Genomic DNA, 25,130 nt, shown 5'->3' with positions numbered 1-25,130 from the left:
AGAAGGCATGGGGTTAATATATAAAGTTGCTGATCAAGCTTGGGAATTTGAATGTATACATAAATTGAATTATAAAACATTTGTAGAAGAAATTCCGCAACACGAAGAAACGAAAGAGCGTGTTCGTATTGATCGTTTTCATGATGAAAATACATATTTAATTTGTTTAGATGACGATAAGTTAGTAGGTATGGTTGCATTGCGAGGAAAACGACCATTCTCATTAGACTATAAAATTACAAATTTAGATTTGTATTTGCAAGAACATGGAGAACATGTATATGAAATTCGTTTACTTTCAGTAGAACGTGAATACCGAAATGGAAGAGCATTATTAGGTTTAATTCGCTTTTTACATCGTTATTTGCTTCTAAATGGATATGAATTAGCACTCATTTCTGCTACAACACGTGAACTACCTTTATACGAACAAATGGGATTCAAATCTTTCCATACGTTAGTTGGAACAGAAGAAGCAGCCTTTCAGCCAATGTATGTTACCCCTGCTATGTTTGAAGAGTCGAGTGTAGGAGGAATAATGACGAAAGAATACACATTTTTACCAGGTCCAGTAGATATTGAAGAAAATGTTCGAAAGGCATTTTCTACTAAGTCTATTTCGCATCGTTCTAAGTCATTTCAAGTGACAATGGAAAATGTGAAAAAACGTTTACTGCAAATGACAAAAGCACAAAGTGTGCAAATATTGTTAGGAACAGGGACGTTAGCAAATGATGCCATTGCTTTACAGTTACGTTCTTTAAAAGGGAAAGGACTAGTATTAACAAATGGGGAATTCGGTAATAGATTAGTTGGACATGCAGAACGCGCGCAATTACATTTTGATACGTATAAAATAGAAATGGGAGAACCATTTATTTATACCGAATTAGAAAAAATAATGGAAACTGGCAATTATGAATGGCTTTGGTTTGTTCACCATGAAACATCAACTGGAATGTTAAATGATTTAGACGAACTAAATATTTTATGTGAAAAGTATAAAGTGAAACTATGTGTAGATTGCATTAGCTCAATTGGAGCAATACCGATAGATTTGAAAGATGTATATTTTGCAAGCGGTGTTAGTGGAAAGGCAATTAAATCGTTTACTGGATTATCTTTCGTTTTTTATAATCACAATGTGAAAGTAAATGAGGCATTACCGGCCTATATGGACATTGGTATGTACGAAGAAAATGACAGTATTCCATATTCTCATTCATGGAATTTAATGTATGCATTGCAAGAAGCCTTAAAACGATTTGATGATGAAATGGCATTTGAAAAAATAAAAGAGACGTATGCATATATTGAACAAGCTATAACTACTATGGGTTTAAAACTTGTTTCACCTAAAGAACATGCTGCACCAATCATACTTACCATTCAATTAAAAGAAGGTCAGTCTTCTAAAGATGTAGGTGATGCGTTGGCGTTACAAGGATATATCGTCCATTATGAATCAGCGTATTTACAAAAGAATAAATGGATCCAAATTGCATGCCTGAATCATTACAAAGAACGTGATATGAAGAGGATGTTGAATTGTTTACAACTGTGTGTATTACAGAGTGAGGTACATATATAAAGACTTTTTCTTAATATAGATGGTTTCGTATAAAGGAGTTGCTATATACGAAAACTGAGGAATAGATCATTGGATGAGGTGTTAATATGATAACTAAAAAACTACCGTTACATATAGATGATATTAAAAAAGCTCAAAACATTTTAGACAGAAATGCTCGTAAAACGCCATTAGTAAAATCATTTTATTTGACTAGTAAAACAGGCGGAGAAATTCACTTGAAATTAGAAAATATGCAATTAACGGGTTCTTTTAAATTCCGTGGTGCATTTAATAAAATGTCACAGCTAACAAATCAGGAAAAAGAGAGAGGAGTAATTGCTTGTTCCGCTGGTAATCATGCACAAGGAATTGCTTTATCAGCACATTTACTTAGTATTAAGAGTAAAATTGTTATGCCAATTTCTGCACCTCAGGCGAAAGTTGAAGCAACTAGAGGATATGGATCAGAAGTGATTTTATATGGTGAAACTTTTGATGATGCGAAGGCAAAATGTGAGGAGATTATTAAGGAAACAGGTGAAACATACTTACATCCATATGACGATATAGAAGTAATGGCTGGTCAAGGTACAATAGGATTAGATATTCTTGATGATATGTGGGATGTAGATACTGTCATTGTACCAATTGGCGGAGGTGGAATTATTTCTGGTATTGCTGTAGCATTAAAATCTTTTAATCCATCCATTAATATTATTGGTGTCCAAGCAGATAATGTTCATGGGATGAAGGCATCTTATGACAAAGGTACGATTGTAGAACATTATGAGGCACCTACTATAGCAGATGGTTGCGCAGTTAAAATACCAGGCGATTTAACTTTTGAAATAGTAAAAGAATTAGTAGATGATATTGTAACTGTATCAGAAGGTGAATTAGAAGTAGCGATGAAAGACTTATTACAACGCGGTAAAGCTGTTGTAGAAGGGGCTGGCGCATTAGCTACTGCTGCTCTACTTGCAGGGAAAGTGGATCCATATATTAAAGGGAAAAAGGTAGTCGCGGTTATATCTGGTGGGAACGTAGATTTGCAGCGCATTTCCAGTGTTTGTGAGCAATTTTTTGTAGCTAATGAAGTGAAATAGTATTTAAAAAACATGAATTTTATGGAAGAAGAGCTAAGACAACTAATCTTAGCTCTTACTTTTTGTTTACCGTATAGGGCATATTATAATATACATGCTTTATTTTTCGTATTGTGAATTATTATATTTTATCGTCTACTTTCATAGATAACTCAAATAATTATATCAATATTGTCGAAACGGAAACAGAAATTTAATATAATGGTTTTAAAGTATGAATGAGCTGTTAGGAGGATAGACCATGAACAAGGAAGAACAGGTCATGAACGGTTTCAGGGAATTATATAATAAGATGGTTTGGCTTAATAAGGATAAAATGGAAGAAGGTCTTAAAGGTTTTAAGTCTTCTGAAGTACATTGTATTGAATACATTGAAAACAATGCCGATTCTAACGTGACACAACTTGCAGAGGCTTTTTATGTGACTCGCGGTGCAATAAGTAGAATGACTAAGAAGCTCATAAACAAAGGCCTTATCGAAAGTTACCAGAAATCAGAGAATAAAAAAGAAATCTATTTTAAGCTTACTGAACAAGGGAAAGAAATATATAAAATTCACGAAGAGTTGCACAATGAGTTTCAACAACGGGATAAAGCTGTATTTGAGCAAGTAACCGAGGCGGAATTCGACAGCATTATTAACTTCGTGGAAAAGTATAGTAGGCATTTGGATGCAGAAATAAAGAAACAAGGTATACATATTAAGTCGTAAATTTTTCTGTTAATGCCAGATGTATTTAAATAATAAAAAGGTAGCCTGTTCACGGGAAGGCTACCTTTTTATTATTTATTTTTTGTTGACTAATCAACAAAGTGGAGTTATTATTTTGTTGACAAAACAACAAAAAACGAGAGGAGAAATTAAATGTCTATATTTAGATCACAAAATGAAAGTGAAACTGAAAAAAACATAGATAAACATGCTTTAATATTTGGCCTTATTTCTGTATTTCTTTGTGGTATAGGTTTCAGTATCATCATGCCAGTAGTGCCATTCTTAGTGCAGCCTTATATAAGTAGTCCGGAAGAACAGGCTCTAGTTGTTACGCTACTGACCTCTGTTTATGCGGTCTGCGTGTTTTTCGCTGCTCCTGCACTCGGAGCTTTGAGCGATAAATACGGCCGTCGTCCATTACTATTAATATGTCTTTTCGGTTCTGCAATCGGGTACTTAGTTTTTGGTATAGGAGGGGCTTTATGGGTACTATTTGCTGGACGTATAGTAGAAGGAATAACAGGCGGGAGCATCAGTACAATTTTTGCATATTTTGCAGATATCATTCCCTCAGAACAGAGAACGAAGTATTTTGGGTGGGTGAGTGCAGTGGTAGGTGCAGGAACCATTATCGGACCAACTCTGGGGGGATTACTTGCAAAGTTTGGTCATTCTGTGCCATTGTATTTTGGAGCGCTTATAACTTTATTAAATGTTTTATATGGGATGAAATATATGCCTGAGAGTCTTGACAAAAATAATAGGTTAAAAGAAATTACTTTTGTAAGGTTAAATCCTTTTGCACAGCTGGCAAACATACTTTCTATGAAAAATTTAAAATGGTTACTTGTCTCAGCGTTTTTACTTTGGATACCTAACGGATCTTTACAAGCAATTTTTACACAATTTACGATGGATACTTTTAGCTGGAAGCCTGCACGAATCGGGCTTATGTTCTCAATTATGGGCTTTCAAGATATCATTTCACAAGCTTTTATAATGCCAAAGCTTGTGATCAAGCTTAGTGATAAACAAATAGCTATGCTTGGAATGGTTTCGGAGGTTATTGGCTACAGTTTTATTGCAGCATCTGCTTTATTTTCCTTATATCCTCTTCTAATCATTGGGATGTTACTGTTTGGTTTTGGTGACTCAATTTTCGGGCCTTCATTCAATGGGATGCTTTCAAAGTCTGTCGATTCTAGTGAACAAGGAAGGATTCAAGGCGGTAGCCAATCTATTCAAGCTTTGGCAAGAATGATTGGTCCAATTATTGGAGGGCAAATCTATGTATCACTTGGTCATGCTGCACCTGCTTTTATGGGGATGATTCTTATAGTAGTTGCAATAGCTGTTTTGTATAGGGGGACGCATGTAACTGTATAAACTATATGCACTAATATTGTCTATATTCCTTTATTGAAATCAAATGAATAAGAACGAATAATAGGGTGTCGGAACTTAAGAATAAGTGCTGGCACCCTAATTTTCTAAGGCTAGAGAGTTAAGAGAATTTCTGTTGTTTCTGACACGATTTCCTCTGTAAAAGCACAATTGATGCAGGATAATATTCAATGGGGTACATAGAGTTTTCCTTAATTAAAAATTGGCTTTAGTTGAAAGTAAAAAAGTAGGGAAATGACTAACTATTTTAAGTCACGCTTGAGCTGAAGTAAATAATGATTCCATTTTCATTCTACTCTTCTCGCGAATTTCAGCGTCGGCATGGCGCATTACATATTTATGCGCTATAGCGATTGCTAAAACATCATCTAATAAGCCAATCCCAATAATAGCAGCTATATCTGGAATGAAGTCGATTGTTAGCACGTAATAGGATAAAGCGGCTAATATGATGAATTTCGCTTTAGTAGGTAGCTCTTTTTTTCTCATTGTGTAGTATAAAATAATACTTTCATATACGCTTGATTTCCCGAGGTTCGCTGAGCTTTTTTTGAATTTTTTCCAAAGTGTCTGTTTCTCCATATAAACACTCCTTTTACAAAAACATAGATTTTTAAAAGGATAGACAAAGAAGTGAGGAAATAATCAATTGTATTGGTTTTCTTATTGTATATTTCCATAAAAATAAGGAATTACCTGTTCAAAAATAATAGAATGTTGGTTATGTAATGACTTACAGAGTTTCGTTACATAAGTATGTACAGTAAAATGTATGTGGATGATTTATATATTATTAAACATTTAATAACAGGTATGGGGGAAGAAAAATGAAGATAATAGAACTACCAATTGAATTTGAATTTAACGGGGCAAAACAATGTATTTATCCGAGCTTAGTTCTAATAAATAATGAATTAACTTTAGTAGATACGGGTTATATCAACTTTTTACCTTTAATTGAAGATGTAATTTTAAAACAAGGGTATGAGATGAAAAACTTAAAAAATATAATTATTACTCATTATGATGACGATCATATAGGATCTTTATATGATTTCAAAGTGAAATATCCTCACGTGAATATTATTGCTAGTGAAATTGAATCCCACTACATTAATGGTGAAATAAAATCGGAGAGACTAGTTCAAGCAGAAGACATGTTACAACGTATGCCAATTGAAGAGAAAGAATTTGGTGAATGGTTTATACAACAATTAAAAAATATAAGACATGTTTCCGTCGATGAAAAAGTATATGATGGTCAAATGATTTTGAAGGACACATGTCAAATTGTAGCGACACCAGGACATACTTTGGGGCATATTTCATTATATTTTCCGAATTCAAACTGTGTAATTACAGGGGATGCGGCCGTTCAAGAAAATTGTGAATTAGTAATAGCTAATCCGAATTTTTGTTTAGATATAGAAAAAGCGGAAGAATCTTTAAAGAGAATTAAGAACCTTAAAGCAGCAACGTATTATTGTTATCATGGAGGAAAACTCATTATATAAAATATTTAAAAACCGATCTTTCCCATATCGAAAAGATCGGTTTTTTTAATTCATAGATTCTGCAATTTTAATTAAATCTTTTACGTTATATTCTCCTTGTATATGGCGTTTGTTACCAATTGCAATTGTATATTGAAAACCATTCTGCTGAAAGATAAGCTCATATGCTGAATCAAAATGAGGATTATATAATGCTTTTATATTATTTTTTAAGGTGTAGAACTTAGCTCCCCTAAGTACATAGAAGCCTAATTTGTTTTGAACTGGAGAAACAGTGATTTTAAAAATCCCATTAATATCGTCATTGTAGTATTGGAGGTTTAAGTAATTGTTATAGATATACCCTTGAAATTCGTGAATTTCGAACGGGAATTTTGTAGGAGTAAGTATATGTTCCTTACACTTCATTTCATATTTTTTTACAATAGTAGCTTCTTTCATAAGAGGATTCGTTCCATCATAAATTTGATTAATTCGAGATATTTTATTATTTTTTGTTACTATTTCTAAAATGTAACCAAGAGTAAATCTATCATCAGTGTCTTTGAAATAAGAAATAAGAATTGTAGTATCTTCTTTAGGAGACGGTACTATTTTAATTTCATGAATTTGTTTATTTGTTTGGAAAGTAGGTAGTTCAACTCCATCTGTTACATATGACCTCATTAATTTTTCATCATTTTTGAGTAAAGCATGTTTGAATTCACTTATTACATCTGTTTGAGATTTCGCCATTATAATTGTATTGGATTGAAAATATAGTAAGAAAAATACGCAAAAAATCTTTATGAATGTATTGGTCAATTTTATCACCCTGTAACTATGTTTCCTTAACATTGAAATATATATGTATAGGAGGGGAGAAGATGAGTTTACTGCTTGATGTAATAATGGCTATAATTACATTCTATCCTCGAAATGATATGAAATTAAAACATCATATTGCAAAGTTAAGTGAATTCGAGTGGTTTCGAAGGCTACACTAAGATACAAAGTATACAAGTTTAATTTGGAGTAATAGAAAAATTAAAAAGTTAATTTTGTCTACGACTAATATGGAAGCGTTAAGAAATTCGGAGAAAAAACAAAAAGAATTTGTCCAACTAGTACACGATGAATATAAAAAAAGAAGATAAGAATTTTTTTATTTTTCATATTTGGCGAAACAAATGGTACAATGAAAGCTAATGTGAAAAATAAGGAAAAGAAGTGGTCTATTTGAAAAACTTTTTAGAATTAGGAATTAGTGAAACTTTTAATCATACATTACGTGAAAATGGAATTACAGAAGCAACACCAATTCAAGAGCAGGCAATTCCTGTTATTATGTCAGGTAAAGATATTATTGGGCAGGCGAAAACTGGAACGGGTAAAACGTTAGCATTCGTGTTACCGATTTTAGAAAAAATCGATCCAGCGTCTAGTGATGTTCAGGCTTTAATTGTTGCACCAACAAGGGAACTAGCACTGCAAATTACAACTGAAATTAAAAAAATGCTTGTTCAAAGAGAAGATATTAATGTACTAGCGATTTATGGCGGGCAAGATGTAGCACAACAATTGAGAAAATTAAAAGGCAATACACATATTGTTGTTGCGACACCAGGACGATTATTAGATCATATACGTCGTGAAACAATTGATTTAAGTAATCTTTCAACGATTGTATTAGATGAAGCGGATCAAATGCTTTATTTCGGTTTCTTATATGATATTGAAGATATTTTAGATGAGACACCTGGTAGTAAACAAACGATGTTATTCTCAGCAACGATGCCAAAAGATATTAAAAAATTGGCGAAACGTTATATGGATGAGCCGCAAATGATTCGAGTAGAAAGTGAAGAAGTAACGGTAAATACAATTGAGCAGCGTGTCATTGAGACGACAGATCGTGCAAAGCCAGATGCACTTCGTTTTGTTATGGATCGTGATCAGCCATTTTTAGCAGTTATTTTCTGTCGTACAAAGGTTAGAGCAAGTAAGCTTTATGATAATTTAAAAGGACTAGGTTATAATTGTGCTGAACTTCATGGTGATATACCTCAAGCGAAACGTGAAAGAGTCATGAAGAGTTTCCGCGAAGCTAAAATTCAGTACTTAATTGCGACTGATGTAGCAGCTCGTGGACTTGATGTAGATGGTGTAACGCATGTATTTAACTTTGATATTCCTGAAGATGTAGAAAGTTATATTCACCGCATTGGCCGAACAGGACGTGCAGGTGGATCAGGTATAGCAATTACGTTCGTTGCAGCGAAAGATGAAAAACATTTAGAAGAAATTGAAAAAACGCTCGGTGCACCATTGCAAAGAGAAATAATTGAACAACCGAAGATAAAACGTGTAGATGAAAATGGAAAACCGGTACCAAAGCCGGCTCCAAAGAAATCAGATCAATATCGTCAAAGAGATAGCCGCGAAGGTTCAAGAAGTGGTTCAAAAAGTGGCTCAAGAAATAGTTCGAGAAATGATAACAATCGATCATTTAATAAGCCAAGTAATAAGAAAAGTAGTACAAAACAAGGTCAGCAAAGACGTGGCCGTTAAATAGTTATTTTTGAGAAGAGTCGCAGATCGCTGCGGCTCTTTTTTTGTTTGTATACAACAAGGGTGATGCCGAGAAAAAACTAAAATTTCATTCACCGTATTTAAAACTTATAAAGGAAATTTTATAGTCCAAAACCAGTAGAGAAAGGGTATTACAACCATGTTGCAATTCAAGAATAATTGCAAATTACGTATGAACAATATTTAATCGAAAAAAATTGAGAGAAAGTAATTCATACTAGCTCCTCTGATGATGATACGAATTATGAAAAAATCAATTGGTATAACGATACGAAAATATCTTTTGCAAACAAAGAATTGGACGATTTGGTGAAAGAAATTCGTAACACATACAAACGGTACGGGGATGTTATGCTGCAGCAAAAAGAGAAAGGAACTTATTATGTCTACTATTTCGGTAGACCACTTTGGTTGAAAAAAAGGGATTAAAGTGAGCGAGTATTTTCATTACACATTCCGCAATTATTGAAATGGAACAAGAGAAGTTTATGAGGATTAAACTCGTATTCGGGTACGATTGTTGGAAACTTATTTTGTTAGTTTTGTTCGATGGGGAACTCGAGAAACACAACCGCCATCCTAATTGGGAAATTGCTTACTACGAGGGTGAAGGTAATGCAGTGTGAAGTTAACAGAAGGGATAGTATACGAAATAAGAAAAAAGGACTAGCAGTCGTACCTGCCGTCCTTTAATAGGAGAAAAAGTAATCTTATTTAGAACTACGCATAAACAGAAAATCTGCTTGTAATTAGTTTTGCCATAAATATACGTGTCTATACACAAAAAGGGATAAGTAAAAAATACTTATCCCCGGAAGGGAAATCCCAAGCATCAAAATGGCTCGTATTGGTCTGCAGGTTCAAAAGTAGTATATGTAAAACAAAAAATCTCATACAAAAAGCAGACAACGACTTTGGTTGTCTGCCAGTGAGTTCAATGAGTTAGCTAATTGTGATAATTTGCATCCCCATTACGAGAAGAGTGAAGCTACTAGTTCAAACAGCTTGTTGGTATTATTTTCGATTTCTTAAAAAATATACAGAGAAAGCAGATAAGTGAAGAACCTACCTGCTTCTGCTGTAACAAAAGAAAGAAGTATTGGCCGTGGACACGGCGGCTTGAAAATAGTATGTATTTTTATTTGAAAAATATTCGAGGGGTGAAAAAACATGGAATGTTTAATAAATGGTGTTTGCGAAATTAATCAGCTAATTAGTAAAACAAAGAGAAAAACAATGAGAAAATATAACAATAAAAAGGTAAATGTCCAAAAGAGCGATGAGTATAAAGTGATACAAAATAGTTATATTAAAGTTTGATTTTTATAAAAAATAAAGCACACATATAAGTGTGCTTTTATGAACGCTTTAGATTTGTATGGCTAGATAGTCACCATACAATAAAATATGCTTGTTTGATATAAATGTGAGTCAAATCTATAACATATATTTTGGTGTGTAGAAAGAAGAATAAATGTTAATTAGCCAAGCATATTTTTTTATTAACGAATCTGCGTAACTGTTAACGCTGCAGAACGAATATCTACTGTACCAATTACTTCAACGGGTACAATTTGAATTAAATCATCAGGGTTTAAGTTAATTAGAATGACACCACTGGATACATCGACTTCACCAGTTCCGAAAATATTGGAACGGACTGCAGTTCCAGATCCTGCAATAATATTAGTTGATGTGTTTAGCGTCAAGAAAAAGCGTGCTGCTTCTGGGGCTACTGGAACGTTATCGAGGCTGATTGTTAATGTATAACTGATTTGATAGATACCAGCTACTTGAATTCTAATACCAGTTCCAGTACTAATTGTATCATTGATTACAGGGACGGTAATATTAGGATTTGGGCCCGTACTAGGTAGTAGTAGTGGTGTGAATAGTGTTGCGAATTGAGGTGAAGTAGCATTAAAAGCAAAACCGAGAGCTGGTAGTGTGCTAGGGGCTTGTGCTCCGCAATTAAAGCTTGTGTGCTTACGACTAGATGAACGCATATTTTCACTCCTTTCTTTCATTTAGATTGCGTGAGTAATAACCTTATGTTTTGGACAAGCGTAATACAATATATGAAAATTTATAGTTAATAGTGCAGAGTTGTACTGTTATGGATAAAACTAACTGCCTGTTTTACAAAAGGAAACATAATAAAAAGAGCACACATATAAGCATGCTCTTTAACAAGAAAGGTAGATTTCTATAAGTGGATTGCCTCTATACAATAACATATGCTTGTCCAATTTAAACGTAAAAGGTTTTAACAAAAATCGCTATTTGGTATCTAATTTGTTTATTTAAAAAGAGCACCAAACTATGATAACTAGGTACGTCATAAATAACAATCTATAGGGATTTTGTTTAATGTGGCTGTATTGTCCAACAAGAACAATACCATAAGAATTGGTAACTTAGAAGGCTAGAGACTGTACTAAATGAGTTATGGTTAGTACCTAATCGATATTATTGACGGAATATTGGGTTTTATTAAGGGGAACCTAAAAAGAGCATCTTTGAAAAGTGTTCTTTAAGGGAAATGTGAGATGTTAAAAAGAAAATTAAGTTTTTTGCTTAGAGATAATATATTATTATTTCCTCATAATGTGATGACGAATCAAAAAAGAACAGTTAACAAATGTTAACTGCTCGTTCTAATGGTGACTATCTAGATGCATAAATGTAGTTTGTCCAAGAATAGGGATAACCATTCAAGTAAGTAAATCTAACGGAGGGGACCCGTATCGTATGAATCAATTGTCATGTTTTGAAGACATTGATGTAAAGAAAATGCGAAGACTTGTGGTGAAGGAGCTGAAAGACTACAAGGCATTTTGCATCCGGATGAAAAATCTAGAAGAACAGGCTCGAGCGGGGGTATCGTTCTTTTTCCTATCTACGCTACTTTAAAAGCGAGAGAAACAAAGACCACTCATTAAAAATGTAGCAGATACTATGGAGAAGGGATTAAATAAATAGTAATTATCATAGGCGCTGCCATGTAAATGATTAGTGTTTTTTGTTGGTAAGGAAAGATAGCGAGTAAATAAAAAAGAGAGCATATGCCCTCTTTTTTATTGGTACGGTAATTAATCGCAGATTGGTATTCCAAGCACTCTTAAAGCTAATGCTACTTGAAGAGAAATCTCTAATCTAGCAATTTCGATACCAGCTACTGAAAGAACTAAAAAAGGTTGTCCGTTTACAAACACAACGCAACTATCCATGGTTACGCCTCCTTTCTAACAATCTACTATAGTATATGAAGGAAACGTTAATATGTAATAGTTGAACTGATGGATTTAATAGAATTAATAGATTAACCTATTTAAACAAAACAAATGAACACAATGAAGGAAAAAACAGCGATGTATGAGATTTGTATTTTATTGCATTTAATTTTAAGTAAAATGCGAAACTTTTCAAAAGTAGCTATTTTTATTTTGTATAATAAATCTAAGTTGATTTGAAAATGGGATGTTGATGTGAGAAGAATAGATGAGTCAAAATGACCTTTTTTTGAAACGCATGGAGAAAAGGGAATGACTTACTTTGTACATGGTTATGGGAAAGGGATAGAACAAAAGATATACTTTGGAGAATTTAACTCATTAAAAGAAGCAAGACATTTTATTTACCGTTACGTTCATAGGAATCCTGAATGGTTCAATGGAAATGGTGATGTGAATGAATACAATAACAAGCAATCAAGGCTGGACGCAGATGATGCATGGCATGAAAATGTGTTTGAAAACGAATATCCAAAGCAATATAAAGATCTTGAAGATTGGAAAAAATAAAAGTAGCGAATCCGCTGCTTCTATTTTATAAAAAAGCATTTTAAACATTTCTTATAGCATCGAATACTTATAAAAAAGGGGAAACAGAATTGATTTTTGGAATGAGGGTATCGATGTGGATATAACATATATTATGGCGAGAATAGTGGTGAATGGGAAAGATCTCCCGTTTACTTCAGTTAGAACCTCTGCGTGGATTAATGGACCTGCGAATGATTTAATTGTTACGACTAAGCAAAGAGTGAATGAACTTTATCGGTTTATGTGGTCACGGGTGCCAGTTATGCTAACAATGTATTTCCTTCAAGGTGCTGATGTGATGAGATTTGCTAGGGTTGCTGGGGTTGATGAAAGTGTGACGGGAGAATATATATATCATTTTATTTGGTGATAAGACAAACTTTAAGTAGCCTAACAGCTGCTTTTTTATTTTGAACAGAAAAAACCTGTAGTGGCTCCTTTTCACAATACTACCTTATACTTATTGATTTTCCGCTTAACATCTATAAAAACTAATAGTGTTGTAATACCGCAAAGACCTTTAAACCAAAGAAATTCAGAAGAAAATAGTCCGCCAAAGAAAGCGACGGAGTATACAAAATAAGTAATACCAAATAACCTAAGCATGAACTTTAATTCTTTTGATGAATATGTATAGTTTTTAAATCTTTCCCACATATGTATCAACTCCTATTCTTAAGATGTTCTGTAGTTTTACTTGATGATATCTCGCATGCTTCAGACAAAGAAAAGTAGGGATTTTTTCTTTGTCTGAAAGTTCTAAAAGATATATATAATTTTCTGACTATTGAAATTTGGAGGGGTACAAATGACAAATGAAACGTTGCACACGCAAGAAGATATTATTCAAATGCTTGATTCATTATTAAGACCGGCAGAACCATTTTGGAATGAATTTTATACCAATAGAGAAAAAGATGTTCCGTTTTTTGAAAATGTTCCAGATGAAAATCTAGTTTCATATTTAGAAACAGAATGGGTTTCCAAAGGGAAAGTGCTGGAGCTTGGATGTGGTCCAGGAAGAAATGCAATTTATTTAGCAGCTGAAGGGTTTGATGTAACCGCAGTGGATTTATCTATAGAGGGCATTAATTGGGCGAAAGAGAGGGCGTTAGCAAAAGGAATAGAAATTGATTTTATTTGTGATTCGATTTTTAATTTAGAGTGTCAAAATGATTTTGATTTTGTATATGATTCGGGCTGTTTACATCATATTCCACCACATAGAAGGATACATTATGTGGATTTAATTAAAAAATCATTGAAATCGGGTGGATATTTTGGCGTAACATGTTTTGCAGCAGGTGATTTAGATGAACGAAATGGATCAGAAATAACAGATTGGGACGTATATAGAGGGTGGAGTCTACAAGGTGGTCTTGCATATTCTGAAGAAAAACTGAGAGAGATATTTAAAGAATTTGAAGTAATTGAAATTCGAAAGATGAGGCAAATCAAACAACCAAATACTATGTTTGGGGAATCATTTCTTTGGACAGCGTTATTTAAGAAGAAATAAAAAGGTATTTAATTGACAAACTCATCTTTTTTATAGACAATATATTCATAAGAATATATGTTCGGTTTTTACTTGCCGATGTATGTTTTACATAAATACATAACAAGGGGATGTCTCTATATGAATAAAACAAACCAAAAAATCACTACGTTTTTAATGTTTGAAGGTAAAGCTGAGGAGGCGATGAATTTTTACACGTCGCTATTCGATCAATCAGAAATTGTAAATATCTCTCGTTACGATGAAAATGGACCTGGTAAAGAGGGTTCTGTCATTCATGCAACTTTTACGTTACACGGGCAAGAGTTCATGTGTATCGATAGTTATGTAAATCATAATTTTACATTTACACCAGCTATGTCTCTTTATGTAACTTGTGATAAGGAAGAAGAAATTGAAACTGCTTTTAATAAACTAGCGCAGGATGGATCTGTACTAATGCCTTTAGGTTCTTATCCATTTAGTAAAAAATTTGGTTGGTTAAATGATAAGTATGGTGTGTCTTGGCAGTTAACGCTTGCGGAATAAATTGTAATTTATTTGTTTAATGGATGTAGTTCAGAGGTTGAAAATTTAAATAACTTTTAAAAAGGTGTTTCAACCGTCAACAGGTTTGGAATGCCTTTTTATTTGTAATCGATTAGTTTAAATGAATTTATATTTTTGTTTCTATTCAGAATATTTTATTTTTCTTACTGTTTTTTATCTGTTAATATAAATATAGAAAAATATGTATTAATTATTGGTTAGGTTAATAAAAAAGAAAGCATACATAGTAAATGATCTTACACTTAAAATGTAACAAGATAGCTAGGGGGAATAGTTATAATGGATACAATTCAACAAAACAGTAATGCATGGGATAAAAAGGTTGAAGAAGGTTCTAGATATACGCAACATGTAAATAGCGAGGTTATTGAAAGAAGTAAATCAGGTGAATGGGAAATCACAGTTACCACAGAAAAATCAGTTCCTAGAGATTGGTTTCCAAAGTCATTAGAGGGATTAAAAATACTGTGCTTAGCATCAGGTGGAGGGGCAACAAGCACCAGTACTAGCTGCTGCTGGAGCAGATGTAACGGTTACGGATATATCAAAAAAGCAGTTGGAACAAGATAAAAAGGTAGCAGAACGGGACGGGTTAACTTTAAAAACAGTTCAAGGAGATATGTCAGACCTTAGTGATTTTGAAGATGAATATTTTGATATTGTCGTAAATCCCGTTTCTAATTTGTTTGTAAAAGATGTTCATCTTGTATGGAATGAGGTATCAAGGGTACTAAAGAATAGAGGAATTCTTATTTCAGGATTTACAAATCCGTTACTATGGATTTTTGATGACAATCAAGAACAAAAAGGTATACTTGATGTTAAACATTCTATACCTTCATCAACACTAGACTACTTACGAGAGGATGAAGTTCAAGATTATGTAAATTCCAATCAGACAATAGAATATGCCCATACTCTTGAAGATCAAATTCAAGGTCAAATTGAAGCTGGTTTAGTCATAACCGGTTTTTATGAGGATGATTTTGGTGGAACTAGAATATTAGATAAGCATATTAAAACTTTTATTGCTACAAAAGCTATAAAGTTAAAGATGGATTAAAAAAGTTTGCTTGTTATACTGGGCGTTAGTTGAAGAGTGCTCTTGAAAAATAAGGGAAAGTTCAATATATGTCAAAAAGGATGGCACTTGCCATCCTTTTCCTTGTGTATTTGGAGTATCAAAACAAGTTTTACAACTCTCAGCTGAACCTGATATTATTTATAGCTACGCTTTTCTTATTAAGAATTTTGTTTGCCGAATCTTTCACCGAGTTTAGCTAACAATTCAGGCTGATCCCCTTGATTCATTACAACTTCAATAAAGATAAGTTGATTCTTATTTAAAGTTATATCCATTAAGACTTCTGCTAACTCTATTTCATTTTTCACTTTAAATGTTTGGCATTTTTCTTCTGATCCGAATGCGTTTGCGAGTTTTGTGTAATCCCACATTTGTATGTCATTATACGGTTGATTTTGACCATGAATTGCACGTTCAACAGTGTATCCATTGTTATTAATTAAAAATATAATCGGTTTTAAATTTTGACGGAGTATAGTCGATAACTCTTGAACAGTTAATTGGAAAGAACCATCACCAATAATTAAAATGTTACGCCGCGATAAATCAGCGAGCTGTGTACCGAGTAGAGCAGGTAATGTATAACCGATCGATCCCCATAATGGTTGTGCTACATAGGCAGTGTTATTTGGTAAAGGGATAGTAGCACTACCAAAGAATGGCGTTCCTTGCTCTGCAATTAAAACATCGTTTTCTTGTAAGAAATGGTATATTTGTTGCCAAAAACGTTTTTGTGTAACCATTTGTGCTTTTGGATTAAACTCTTCAGTAATCGATAGTGATTCTGAAATAAATGACTTAATTTCAAGTTTTTCCTCTCTGCGATGTTTAATTAAATTGCTTAACTGTTCTAAAACATCTTTCATTACAACGGGCCCATATGTTTTATCTATAATTTTCACAGTATAGGGATGGATTTCTATTACTTGCTCTTTCGTAAAACCTTGTGTAAAGCCGCCAGTAATAGTATCAGTTAATTTCACACCAATACTAATAATACAGTCAGATTCATCAATTCTTTTTCGTAAGTAGGGGGAACTAACATCACCAGTATAAATTCCTATAAATTGAGGGTGTTTTTCAGGGAATATTCCTTTCCCCATACTTAGCGTTGCGATAGGAAACCCTGTTTTTTCTACGAATTGATGCAAATATACTTCTGCATGAAAACGATTCACTTCAAAATCAGCTAAAATTACAGGATTTTTGGCACTGTTTATTTTTGAAGTTGCATGTAGCAGCATTTTATCTAGTGCTTCTTTATTGCTTAAAATCGGTTTATGTAAAATTGGTTCCGTAGGTTTATTAATTGGTTTATTATACACATCAATCGGCAAATTAATATGAACAGGGCGTTTCTCACTCCAACATGCACGTAACACACGGTCTATTTCCTCGGCGGCATGCTCAGCTGTTAAATCTGTTTGTGCCACCGTGATTTCTCGATACATATTGGAAAAATGATCGAACTTTCCATCACCTAACGTATGATGAACGAGTGCTCCATTTTCCATTACTTTAGTTGTTGGCGTACCAGTTATTTTTATAACTGGTACGTTTTCTGCGTATGACCCAGCAACGCCGTTAAGTGCGCTTAATTCTCCCACACCGAAAGTGGTAATAAGAGCGGCGATTCCTTTTATACGAGCGTATCCATCTGCAGCATATGCCGCATTCAATTCATTACAATTGCCAACCCACTCTAACTTTTCATGTGCCACTACATCATCTAAAAAAGCCAAATTATAATCACCAGGGACACCAAAAATATGTTCAATTCCTAATTCGTTTAGTCGGTCTAGTAAATATGTACTTACAGTATATTGCGTTTTCAAGTGAATCATCTCCTAATTTTGCAATGAATATTTCAATAGACTAAGTTTCAATGCGTTCATTAAAATATTGATTACTGGATTGTGGTATAATTTACATACAGGGGGAAAGTAGATGACACAACATAAAGAAGAACAGATGAATGAAGCATTAGCATTATTTTACTTTGCATATAAAACATTTACTGAAAAGCCAGATGAAATTATAAAAGAGTATGGCATACAACGAGTACATCACCGAATTTTATTTTTTATCGCACGCTTTCCAGGGATAAGTGTAAATGAGTTATTATCACTGCTAGAAATAAGTAAACAAGCTCTTCACGGACCATTACGACAACTTGTGGAAAAGGGCTTAATTGAGAGTAATGAAGCTACACATGACCGTCGTGTGAAACAGTTATCTTTAACAGAAATAGGTGTAGATTTAGAGAAAAAACTGAGCGATGTTCAAAGACAACAAATGAGTGCTATTTTTTCAAAATTTGGTGAATCGTGTGAAGAAAATTGGCATCAAGTTATGAATGAAATGGCAAATAGTCGATCAGGTTTTGATGCTTGGATATCAAAACGAGAAGTTATAATCGATTAAAAATAATAAGAAATATATCTGTTTTTATAGTTTGAAAAAGAACAAATTTTATCCATACATTTGGCAACTATGGATTGGTCATAGAGTGAATGGATAAAAAGATACATTACTAGATACTTTATACGTGTACGCAATGGCACAATAAAATTCACATTTCCGAGAGGGGAATTATTATGATAAAACTTGTACTTATTCGTCACGGACAAAGTTTATGGAATCTTGAAAACCGCTTTACTGGTTGGACAGATGTAGATTTATCAGAGAATGGACTAAGTGAAGCGAGAGAAGCAGGAGCAATATTAAAGAAAAACGGATATACTTTTGATGTTGCTTATACATCGGTATTAAAACGAGCAATTCGGACTTTATGGATAGTTCTACATGAAATGGATCTTGCCTGGGTACCAGTACATAAATGTTGGAAGTTAAATGAAAGGCATTATGGTGCATTGCAAGGGTTGAATAAAGATGAAACTGCGAAAAAATACGGTGAGGAGCAAGTTCATATTTGGAGGAGAAGTATTGATGTAAGACCACCTGCTCTTACTGAGGATGATCCTAGATATGAAATGAATGATCCAAAATATAATGCACTTAAAAAAGGTGAGTTTCCATTGACTGAATGTTTAGTGGATACGGAGAAAAGAGTACTTGAATATTGGCATTCAGAAATTGCGCCGTCATTAAAAAATGGTGAAAAAGTAATTATTTCATCGCACGGTAATACGATTCGTTCGCTAGTGAAATTCTTAGATAACCTTTCAAGCGATGGTGTTGTTTCATTAAATATTCCAACGAGTATACCACTCGTGTATGAATTAGACGATGATTTACGTCCAATTCGTCATTATTACTTAAGTATGGACGGAGAAGTACCAGAAGGGGAAATTCCGAAACATATTTCTTTTTAACATGAAAATTTGAAACGAATGCTTGTCTACATATACAATGTAGATTCAAGATAAAAGACGTGGTACCTTCTAATGTATATGCGATATTGCTAAATTTAGAAGCTTGTCCACGTCTTTTGTCATAAAGAGAGCTGCTTGTGCATGTAATGATATCGTGAGTAGTTTTTGAATGGAGGGTGATGTCATTGGTGATCTCTAACATTCGAATCGGCTTATTTATTTTAGCAATCGTTTTTCTAGTACTTATTTTCTTTTACTGGAGAAATGAAGAGTTGTACGAGGAGAAGAAGCAACGAATTAGAAAGACTTGGTATGGGTTGTTTATAGTATCAGTCACCGTGTATTTCATGATAAAAGGAATTGATTTAACCCTCTGGAAAAATCTTTTAATGTTCACTGCAATGGTTATTTTCGTTGATATTGCCTTTATTTTAACACCTAATATTTCAGAAATATGGGGAGCGAAATTTAGCGATATCGGCAAGACTGTTCAATCGATAAAACGGTCATTAATTGCTTCTAAAGCAAGAGGAGAAATATACACAACAATTATTCAAAATGTCAATCCGGCAGTATTTGGTACGATGGAATGGCATACGGAAGAAGAATATACAAAAAGTTTAAACGCATTTTTAGATTCATATGGGGAAAAGATTGGGGCGAAGATTGTTGTATTTGAAGCGGCAAAGGAATTAAATACAAACTTTCGCGGTATCCGCTCGCAATTTAGTATTATCGTTCCGTTTGAACACATTGAGCAATTGAATGAGCAGAAAGCGGTGCAAGTAGAAAATGTCGGAATTATACCAGCAAAAATAGTGAGTGATGTTTTCATTGTTATTGATGGGAAGAAAAATAACCTGCAAGATCGGGATTTTGAAAATGTATATAATTTAACAATACATCATAGTTATTTTAGTAAATAAGGACAGGATTTTCTTCTGTCCTTTTCACTTATACATAAAGGTAATGCGAATTTAGACAAACTTGTATAAAATCGGACAATCATTCCTACACTAGCACGTAGAGGTGATTGTAATGATAAAAGATTATGACAATGATTTTTTTAAAGAAGATAATGAAGATACAACAGATTTCTCGTTAATAAAAGGAGATACATTACAACAAGTAGAAGAGTTAGAAGAAGAATTAAAAAGAAAATGATACTTGTACACGCTGTCTACATTTACGATATAATATAAATAGAAGATTGTATCTTTTTGAAAAGGGGGAGAGGAGATGACTGAAGTAAATGTACAAAAGTCTTCGTTTTTTAAAGAAAAAAAAGAAGAACCAAATACAGATTTCTCTCTTGTGAAAGGTGCATTAACGGAAAATATAAATCGTTTAGAAAAGCTTATGAATAGTAATAGTTCGAAATATATACGAGTGAAAAAAACAAAAGAAAATGCATAGAGCATTTTCTTTTGTTTTTTATTTAGCATTTAACTTTTCTTTTACTTGTGCAGGTAACTGAGCTTCCTGAATTTCTTCATATGACTTTACTTCAATTGATGATATTTCATTTTTGCTCTTATCATCTTGATCTACATAAAGACATAAAAATGCATTTTCATTTAATTTATGTTCGTTTGATGCTTTCTTACTTCTAAATGTAATTTGTTTTTTTGCTCCGTCTTCGTCATATGCGGGCAACGTGTAGTTTCCTAAGTTTCTACCTTCTACTTTTTCGATAGTCCCTTCGCCTTTTATCTGCACATAATATACAGCTTTACCAATTCGATTTAGTGATGCTCTCTCACAGCCAATAGTAAAACTAGAAAATAATAAACATAGTGTAATAATTGATGAAAACTTTTTCATTTTCTTTATCTCCTTCAATTTGTTTCTTTACACAGTATGCGCCTATTATGAAATGAGAAAAATCGATATAGATTACAATACCCTTATAATGTTGTAAGAGTGTTGTCCATAAAATGAACAATATATATTGTTAAAAAAGTTAAAGGAAAGGTAAAATAATGAATCATGGTATAATGATAAAAGACTTACATATTATTTTGTCATTTTGAGAGGAGCTTAAAAATGTATTCTACTTTAGAACAATTAACAAAGCACCCTGTATTTTATCATTTTGCAGAAATTTCAAAGATTCCTAGAGGATCGGGTAATGAAAAGGAAATTAGTGATTATTTAGTTGGTTTTGCAAAAGAGCGTAACTTAAAAGTGATTCAAGATGAAGCGTTAAATGTCATTATTAAAAAAGAAGCAACTACTGGTTATGAAAATGTACCAGCTATTATTATTCAAGGTCATATGGATATGGTATGTGAAAAAAATCAAGCAACTGTACATGATTTTGAAAAAGATCCAATTGAATTACGAATCATTGGGGACATGTTATATGCAAATCAAACGACTTTAGGTGCTGATAATGGTATTGCAGTTGCGTATGCGATGGCTTTATTAGATTCAAACGACATTCCGCATCCAGCACTTGAAGTAGTTATTACTACTGAAGAAGAAACAACAATGGGCGGGGCTTTCGCTGTTGATGCGAATCACTTTGAAGGTAAGATTTTTATTAATATTGATTCTGAGGAAGATCATAAATTACTTGTAAGTAGCGCAGGTGGTGCGAAAGCTGTTGAAACAATTCCAGTAATTTGGGATGAAGCGCCTGCGAATACAGATGCATACCGTCTATATGTTGGTGGCTTAAAAGGCGGACACTCTGGTATGGAAATTGATAAACAACGTGGTAACGCGAACAAAGTATTAGGACGAGTATTACGAGATTTATCAGCAAATGTTCAATTTGAGATTAGTGAAGTTCACGGCGGATTAAAAACGAACGCAATTCCGCGTGAAAGTGTAGCTACAATTATATTAAGTACAGAAGATGTAGAGAAAGTAGAAGAAAAACTAGTATCTTGGACAAGAGTATTACAAGAAGAAATGCGTGCTGTTGATCCAGATGTTCACGTGACACTTACAAAATTGGATGAGAAAGTAGAAAAAGTATTTGCTAAAGAGACACAAAAGCAACTTATTTCATCATTATTCTTAATTCCAAACGGTATTCAAAGTATGAGCTTGGATATTAAAGGTCTAGTAGAAAGTTCAACAAATTTAGGTGTTATTGAAACGTTCCAAGATGAAATTAAATTACGTAACGAAGTGAGAAGTTCTGTGAGTAGTTTAAAACAACATGTTGCAGATGAAATTAAGTGTATTGCCGAGTTAGTTGGTGCAACATTTGAAATAGAATCAGAGTATCCAGAATGGCCATACAATCCGAATTCACAAATTCGTAATTTGTTTGAAAAAGTGCATAAAGAAAAATACAATAAAGAGATTGAAATCTTTGCAGTGCATGCAGGTATTGAATGTAGTGCATTCGTTCAAAAGATGCCTGAATTAGATGCAATTTCATTCGGTCCAGATATATTCAATGTTCACACTCCAGATGAGCATATTAGTATTTCTTCTGTTGTGAATAACTGGGGATTCTTCGTTGATGTAATGAAGGATACGAAAGAATTAGCTAAATAATATTCATAAAATGAAGAGTAGCCTATAAAATTATATAGGCTACTTTTTTGTATAGCGTCTTATTAGAAATTTATTTTTGCGTTAGTATTTAATTTGGGGTTTTATTTCTAGAGGAGATTTTACCAAAGACTGCACCAGATATTGCTCCGATTAAAGTCATAAAAATTGCACTCCATGCTGCAAATGACATTATTACACCTCCAAATAATAAATTATTGTTTCTTAGCCTTTTGAATAGAAATGATAATTGCAACAACTATTAAGAAAATAAGAGGAGACCAAGAATAGTAAGACATTTAATATTCTCCTTTCAATATTATTTTTAAATATTTTTATAAACAAATTATCGCATTTTTAAAGAGTGAACATATAAAATATGCAATATTGCATATTGAATTGTGGTACTAAAAGAGGTAGAAACAATTGTTGAATAAAAATTATAATTTATAAAGAAAGTAAGGATTTTTTCAATCTTAAAAAGGGCGAAAAATTTAAAAACTTCTCTATCTTATATAAGATAGAGAAGTTTTTAAAATAGTTTTTGTTAGCTGGTGAGATAAATATATATTATTTTGAGATTTTAAAGCTGCCCCCATAATAATAATTTTCTCCAAGTTTCATAACAGCTACATATGTTCCTGGAGTATAAACCTTAGTAATAGGTGTTACAAATCTACCATAATTATGTTTTAAACCTGAGTCATAAATAGTTTTATATCTATGCAAGTTTATTTTGTCATTTTCATTTCCACTCAATTGATATATTTTTACAATACCAGTATCTTTACCACCAGTATATATAGTAACATCGAATGTATCTCCATGCTTTAAGTCACCAACTGCTAACTCTTCTAAAAAATCTGCATTATGATGTAATAAAAAATAGTTTTGCCAACGCCAATTATCTAAAAATAGTGATTCTTTTTGTGTAAGTTGTGATTCAGCAGACACGGGTGGGAGTGTACCAATTGTATTCGAAAATAAAAATCCTCCAACAGTTAATGCACCAATAATTGTTGATTGCTTTAAAAGTTTCATGTTCTAAACCTCCTATTTACTTAAAGACTCAGAAATCGCTTTTGTGAAAAACTAGCTGTGAAATCTAATGAATGATAATATATTCTATAATCATATTAACATTTATTGATTTATCAGACAAATCAATAAATAATAAAACGATATCGAGGGAGTTAAGGCTAATATAAGAAAGAAGTTAGCTGTATAGCTAAGAAATCTGTATTATATATAATTGGGATTTGTTATTTGAAAACTCGATTGTTTTAATGTTGAAATTTCAATTCATACTTTAAGTTTCAGAACATAATTTTACAATTTGACTTATGTAATTTATCACGTTATGATTTTTTTATTATAAAAGAAAGGCTTGAATATAATGATTCGTCGTTTGAGAAAGCTAAAAAATGTAGCAGTTGTATTAAGCTTCTAAGTGAATTACAAAGATCTATAATACTTAGAAGCGAGGAATAAAGTTATGAAATATCCATTATATAATCATTGGTCAGAAACGAAGTATTTAAAAGATATAGTAACAAACCCACTCATTGAGGTAGGAGAGTACTCCTATTATTCAGGTTACTATGGTCATCAAAATTTTGAAGATGGCTGTGTAAGGTATTTGTGGGGGGATGCTAAGTCCCGAGCACTTTTCAATCCAATTGAACAGATGGGATGGCATCTTGATAAACTCATTATTGGGAATTATGTTTGTATTGCCAGTGGGGTAGTCATTTTAATGGGTGGTAATCATAATCATCACTCAGAATGGATTACAGTATATCCATTCGCTGAGCAAATTGAACATTCATATGAACCGAAGGGTGATACAGTCATTAAAAGTGATGCTTGGATTGGAATGAATGCTATAATAATGCCTGGCGTTACAATCGGTGAAGGTGCAATCGTTGCAGCAGGATCTGTCGTAAGTAAAGATGTTCCGCCGTATACAATAGTTGGTGGAAATCCTGCTAAGGAAATAAAGAAGCGGTTCACTGATACAGAAATGAATATGCTAATGGAGATGCGTTGGTTTGATTGGGATAGAGAATTGATTGAGAAGGCAATTCCTCTGTTATCTAGTCCATCCATTGAACCATTATTTTCTTTTTATAAAAATGAAGTGAAAAATAAATAAATCAGTTAGAAAAACTACATCCTATAAAGGGTGTAGTTTTTTATTATTTGTACTAGAAATAATCTCCCCGTTATGGTCTAGTTTTTATAAATTATCTTAAGAAAAATTAAGAAATATAACCAGTGGTTCTTAATATGTTTGATTTATAATTCAAATGATTGAACAAAAGCGAAAAGGGATTTTTTTATGCAATTCATTTTGTTTTCTTAACAAAATACCTAGTGCTTTCTTACCTAAATAGGAACAAATTTATTACTTAGATTGTCTA

26 protein-coding genes and 2 pseudogenes are annotated in these 25,130 nt (G+C 32.9%); 20 read left to right on the top strand and 8 right to left on the bottom strand.

Annotation, left to right across the window (positions count from 1 at the left end):
* The first annotated feature begins 7 nt into the window (after positions 1-7).
* From MR113_RS07130 to MR113_RS07115, 4 genes are all read left to right on the top strand, one after another.
* Positions 8-1,591 (top strand): aminotransferase class V-fold PLP-dependent enzyme, encoded by a 1,584-nt coding sequence (locus MR113_RS07130; protein WP_242252837.1) that lies wholly within the window; start codon positions 8-10, stop codon positions 1,589-1,591.
* Between the two features lie 86 nt (positions 1,592-1,677).
* Complete coding sequence (tdcB, locus tag MR113_RS07125) at positions 1,678-2,679, top strand: bifunctional threonine ammonia-lyase/L-serine ammonia-lyase TdcB (RefSeq protein WP_242252836.1); 1,002 nt, start codon at positions 1,678-1,680, stop codon at positions 2,677-2,679.
* A gap of 241 nt (positions 2,680-2,920) precedes the next feature.
* Complete coding sequence (locus tag MR113_RS07120; protein ID WP_001030911.1) at positions 2,921-3,391, top strand: MarR family transcriptional regulator; 471 nt, start codon at positions 2,921-2,923, stop codon at positions 3,389-3,391.
* Between the two features lie 153 nt (positions 3,392-3,544).
* Complete coding sequence (locus MR113_RS07115; RefSeq protein ID WP_242252834.1) at positions 3,545-4,780, top strand: MFS transporter; 1,236 nt, start codon at positions 3,545-3,547, stop codon at positions 4,778-4,780.
* Positions 4,781-5,050: 270 nt separating this feature from the next.
* On the opposite strand, the gene MR113_RS07110 is transcribed toward MR113_RS07115, so the two are convergent.
* Entirely contained in the window at positions 5,051-5,380 is a 330-nt protein-coding gene (locus tag MR113_RS07110; protein ID WP_242252831.1) for a YkvA family protein, read from the bottom strand.
* A gap of 245 nt (positions 5,381-5,625) precedes the next feature.
* Between MR113_RS07110 and MR113_RS07105 the strand changes: the two genes are divergently transcribed.
* Positions 5,626-6,312 (top strand): MBL fold metallo-hydrolase, encoded by a 687-nt coding sequence (locus MR113_RS07105; protein WP_242252829.1) that lies wholly within the window; start codon positions 5,626-5,628, stop codon positions 6,310-6,312.
* Positions 6,313-6,357: 45 nt separating this feature from the next.
* Here the strand turns inward: MR113_RS07105 and MR113_RS07100 are convergent, their stop codons facing one another.
* A complete protein-coding gene (locus tag MR113_RS07100) occupies positions 6,358-7,149 on the bottom strand; it encodes a hypothetical protein (protein WP_242252827.1) in 792 nt (263 codons plus the stop codon).
* A 29-nt stretch (positions 7,150-7,178) separates the two neighbouring features.
* On the opposite strand from MR113_RS07100, the pseudogene MR113_RS07095 reads away from it, so the two are divergent.
* From MR113_RS07095 to MR113_RS07085, 3 genes and pseudogenes are all read left to right on the top strand, one after another.
* Positions 7,179-7,448, top strand: a pseudogene (locus MR113_RS07095) (hypothetical protein).
* 73 nt (positions 7,449-7,521) lie between these two features.
* Positions 7,522-8,862 carry a DEAD/DEAH box helicase gene (locus MR113_RS07090; RefSeq protein WP_242252825.1) on the top strand — a complete coding sequence of 447 codons (1,341 nt, stop codon included), beginning with the start codon at positions 7,522-7,524 and terminating at the stop codon, positions 8,860-8,862.
* 1,191 nt (positions 8,863-10,053) lie between these two features.
* On the top strand, positions 10,054-10,203 hold the full coding sequence (locus tag MR113_RS07085; RefSeq protein WP_242252823.1) for a hypothetical protein: 150 nt from the start codon (positions 10,054-10,056) through the stop codon (positions 10,201-10,203).
* Positions 10,204-10,385: 182 nt separating this feature from the next.
* On the opposite strand, the gene exsF is transcribed toward MR113_RS07085, so the two are convergent.
* Positions 10,386-10,889 (bottom strand): exosporium protein ExsF, encoded by a 504-nt coding sequence (gene exsF, locus MR113_RS07080; protein ID WP_242252821.1) that lies wholly within the window; start codon positions 10,887-10,889, stop codon positions 10,386-10,388.
* 1,086 nt (positions 10,890-11,975) lie between these two features.
* Positions 11,976-12,113, bottom strand: coding sequence for a DUF3956 domain-containing protein (locus tag MR113_RS07075; RefSeq protein WP_000376554.1), 138 nt, complete (start codon positions 12,111-12,113; stop codon positions 11,976-11,978).
* Positions 12,114-12,428: 315 nt separating this feature from the next.
* Here MR113_RS07075 and MR113_RS07070 point away from each other — a divergent pair, with 315 nt between their 5' ends.
* The gene (locus tag MR113_RS07070) at positions 12,429-12,686 is read left to right on the top strand and encodes a hypothetical protein (RefSeq protein ID WP_242252811.1); all 258 of its coding nucleotides are present in this window, start codon (positions 12,429-12,431) and stop codon (positions 12,684-12,686) included.
* 133 nt (positions 12,687-12,819) lie between these two features.
* Positions 12,820-13,077, top strand: coding sequence for a hypothetical protein (locus MR113_RS07065; RefSeq protein ID WP_097816126.1), 258 nt, complete (start codon positions 12,820-12,822; stop codon positions 13,075-13,077).
* A gap of 71 nt (positions 13,078-13,148) precedes the next feature.
* Here MR113_RS07065 and MR113_RS07060 read toward each other — a convergent pair whose 3' ends face one another.
* Complete coding sequence (locus MR113_RS07060; RefSeq protein ID WP_242252810.1) at positions 13,149-13,364, bottom strand: hypothetical protein; 216 nt, start codon at positions 13,362-13,364, stop codon at positions 13,149-13,151.
* Between the two features lie 151 nt (positions 13,365-13,515).
* Between MR113_RS07060 and MR113_RS07055 the strand changes: the two genes are divergently transcribed.
* The 3 genes and pseudogenes from MR113_RS07055 (at position 13,516) to MR113_RS07045 (ending at position 15,838) form a co-directional block, all read left to right on the top strand.
* Positions 13,516-14,226: a class I SAM-dependent methyltransferase gene (locus MR113_RS07055; RefSeq protein ID WP_242252808.1), complete on the top strand. Its 711-nt coding sequence runs from the start codon at positions 13,516-13,518 to the stop codon at positions 14,224-14,226.
* Positions 14,227-14,346: 120 nt separating this feature from the next.
* Complete coding sequence (locus MR113_RS07050) at positions 14,347-14,754, top strand: VOC family protein (RefSeq protein WP_242252806.1); 408 nt, start codon at positions 14,347-14,349, stop codon at positions 14,752-14,754.
* A gap of 300 nt (positions 14,755-15,054) precedes the next feature.
* A pseudogene (locus MR113_RS07045) lies at positions 15,055-15,838 on the top strand (class I SAM-dependent methyltransferase).
* A gap of 179 nt (positions 15,839-16,017) precedes the next feature.
* Here the strand turns inward: MR113_RS07045 and MR113_RS07040 are convergent.
* Entirely contained in the window at positions 16,018-17,703 is a 1,686-nt protein-coding gene (locus MR113_RS07040; protein WP_242252803.1) for an alpha-keto acid decarboxylase family protein, read from the bottom strand.
* Between the two features lie 103 nt (positions 17,704-17,806).
* On the opposite strand from MR113_RS07040, the gene MR113_RS07035 reads away from it, so the two are divergent.
* The 5 genes from MR113_RS07035 (at position 17,807) to spoIISB (ending at position 20,610) form a co-directional block, all read left to right on the top strand.
* Complete coding sequence (locus MR113_RS07035; RefSeq protein WP_242252802.1) at positions 17,807-18,283, top strand: MarR family winged helix-turn-helix transcriptional regulator; 477 nt, start codon at positions 17,807-17,809, stop codon at positions 18,281-18,283.
* Positions 18,284-18,456: 173 nt separating this feature from the next.
* Positions 18,457-19,194 carry a 2,3-diphosphoglycerate-dependent phosphoglycerate mutase gene (gpmA, locus tag MR113_RS07030; RefSeq protein ID WP_242252800.1) on the top strand — a complete coding sequence of 246 codons (738 nt, stop codon included), beginning with the start codon at positions 18,457-18,459 and terminating at the stop codon, positions 19,192-19,194.
* Between the two features lie 188 nt (positions 19,195-19,382).
* Positions 19,383-20,120 carry a type II toxin-antitoxin system SpoIISA family toxin gene (locus MR113_RS07025; protein ID WP_041184221.1) on the top strand — a complete coding sequence of 246 codons (738 nt, stop codon included), beginning with the start codon at positions 19,383-19,385 and terminating at the stop codon, positions 20,118-20,120.
* Between the two features lie 112 nt (positions 20,121-20,232).
* Complete coding sequence (locus tag MR113_RS07020; RefSeq protein WP_000588712.1) at positions 20,233-20,358, top strand: hypothetical protein; 126 nt, start codon at positions 20,233-20,235, stop codon at positions 20,356-20,358.
* Positions 20,359-20,433: 75 nt separating this feature from the next.
* Positions 20,434-20,610: a stage II sporulation protein SB gene (gene spoIISB, locus MR113_RS07015; protein ID WP_242252798.1), complete on the top strand. Its 177-nt coding sequence runs from the start codon at positions 20,434-20,436 to the stop codon at positions 20,608-20,610.
* An 18-nt stretch (positions 20,611-20,628) separates the two neighbouring features.
* Here spoIISB and MR113_RS07010 read toward each other — a convergent pair whose 3' ends face one another.
* The gene (locus MR113_RS07010; protein ID WP_242252796.1) at positions 20,629-21,018 is read right to left on the bottom strand and encodes a YxeA family protein; all 390 of its coding nucleotides are present in this window, start codon (positions 21,016-21,018) and stop codon (positions 20,629-20,631) included.
* 222 nt (positions 21,019-21,240) lie between these two features.
* On the opposite strand from MR113_RS07010, the gene pepD reads away from it, so the two are divergent.
* Complete coding sequence (gene pepD, locus MR113_RS07005; RefSeq protein ID WP_242252793.1) at positions 21,241-22,710, top strand: beta-Ala-His dipeptidase; 1,470 nt, start codon at positions 21,241-21,243, stop codon at positions 22,708-22,710.
* A gap of 567 nt (positions 22,711-23,277) precedes the next feature.
* Here pepD and MR113_RS07000 read toward each other — a convergent pair.
* On the bottom strand, positions 23,278-23,748 hold the full coding sequence (locus MR113_RS07000) for a DUF5065 family protein (RefSeq protein ID WP_242252791.1): 471 nt from the start codon (positions 23,746-23,748) through the stop codon (positions 23,278-23,280).
* A 454-nt stretch (positions 23,749-24,202) separates the two neighbouring features.
* Here MR113_RS07000 and MR113_RS06995 point away from each other — a divergent pair, with 454 nt between their 5' ends.
* Positions 24,203-24,862, top strand: coding sequence for a CatB-related O-acetyltransferase (locus tag MR113_RS06995; RefSeq protein ID WP_242252779.1), 660 nt, complete (start codon positions 24,203-24,205; stop codon positions 24,860-24,862).
* Positions 24,863-25,130 lie beyond the last annotated feature (268 nt).

Source organism: Bacillus cereus group sp. BfR-BA-01379, from assembly GCF_022663605.1.
Classification (GTDB): Bacteria; Bacillota; Bacilli; order Bacillales; family Bacillaceae_G; genus Bacillus_A; species Bacillus_A mobilis.
This window is presented reverse-complemented; position numbering and strand designations above follow the sequence as displayed.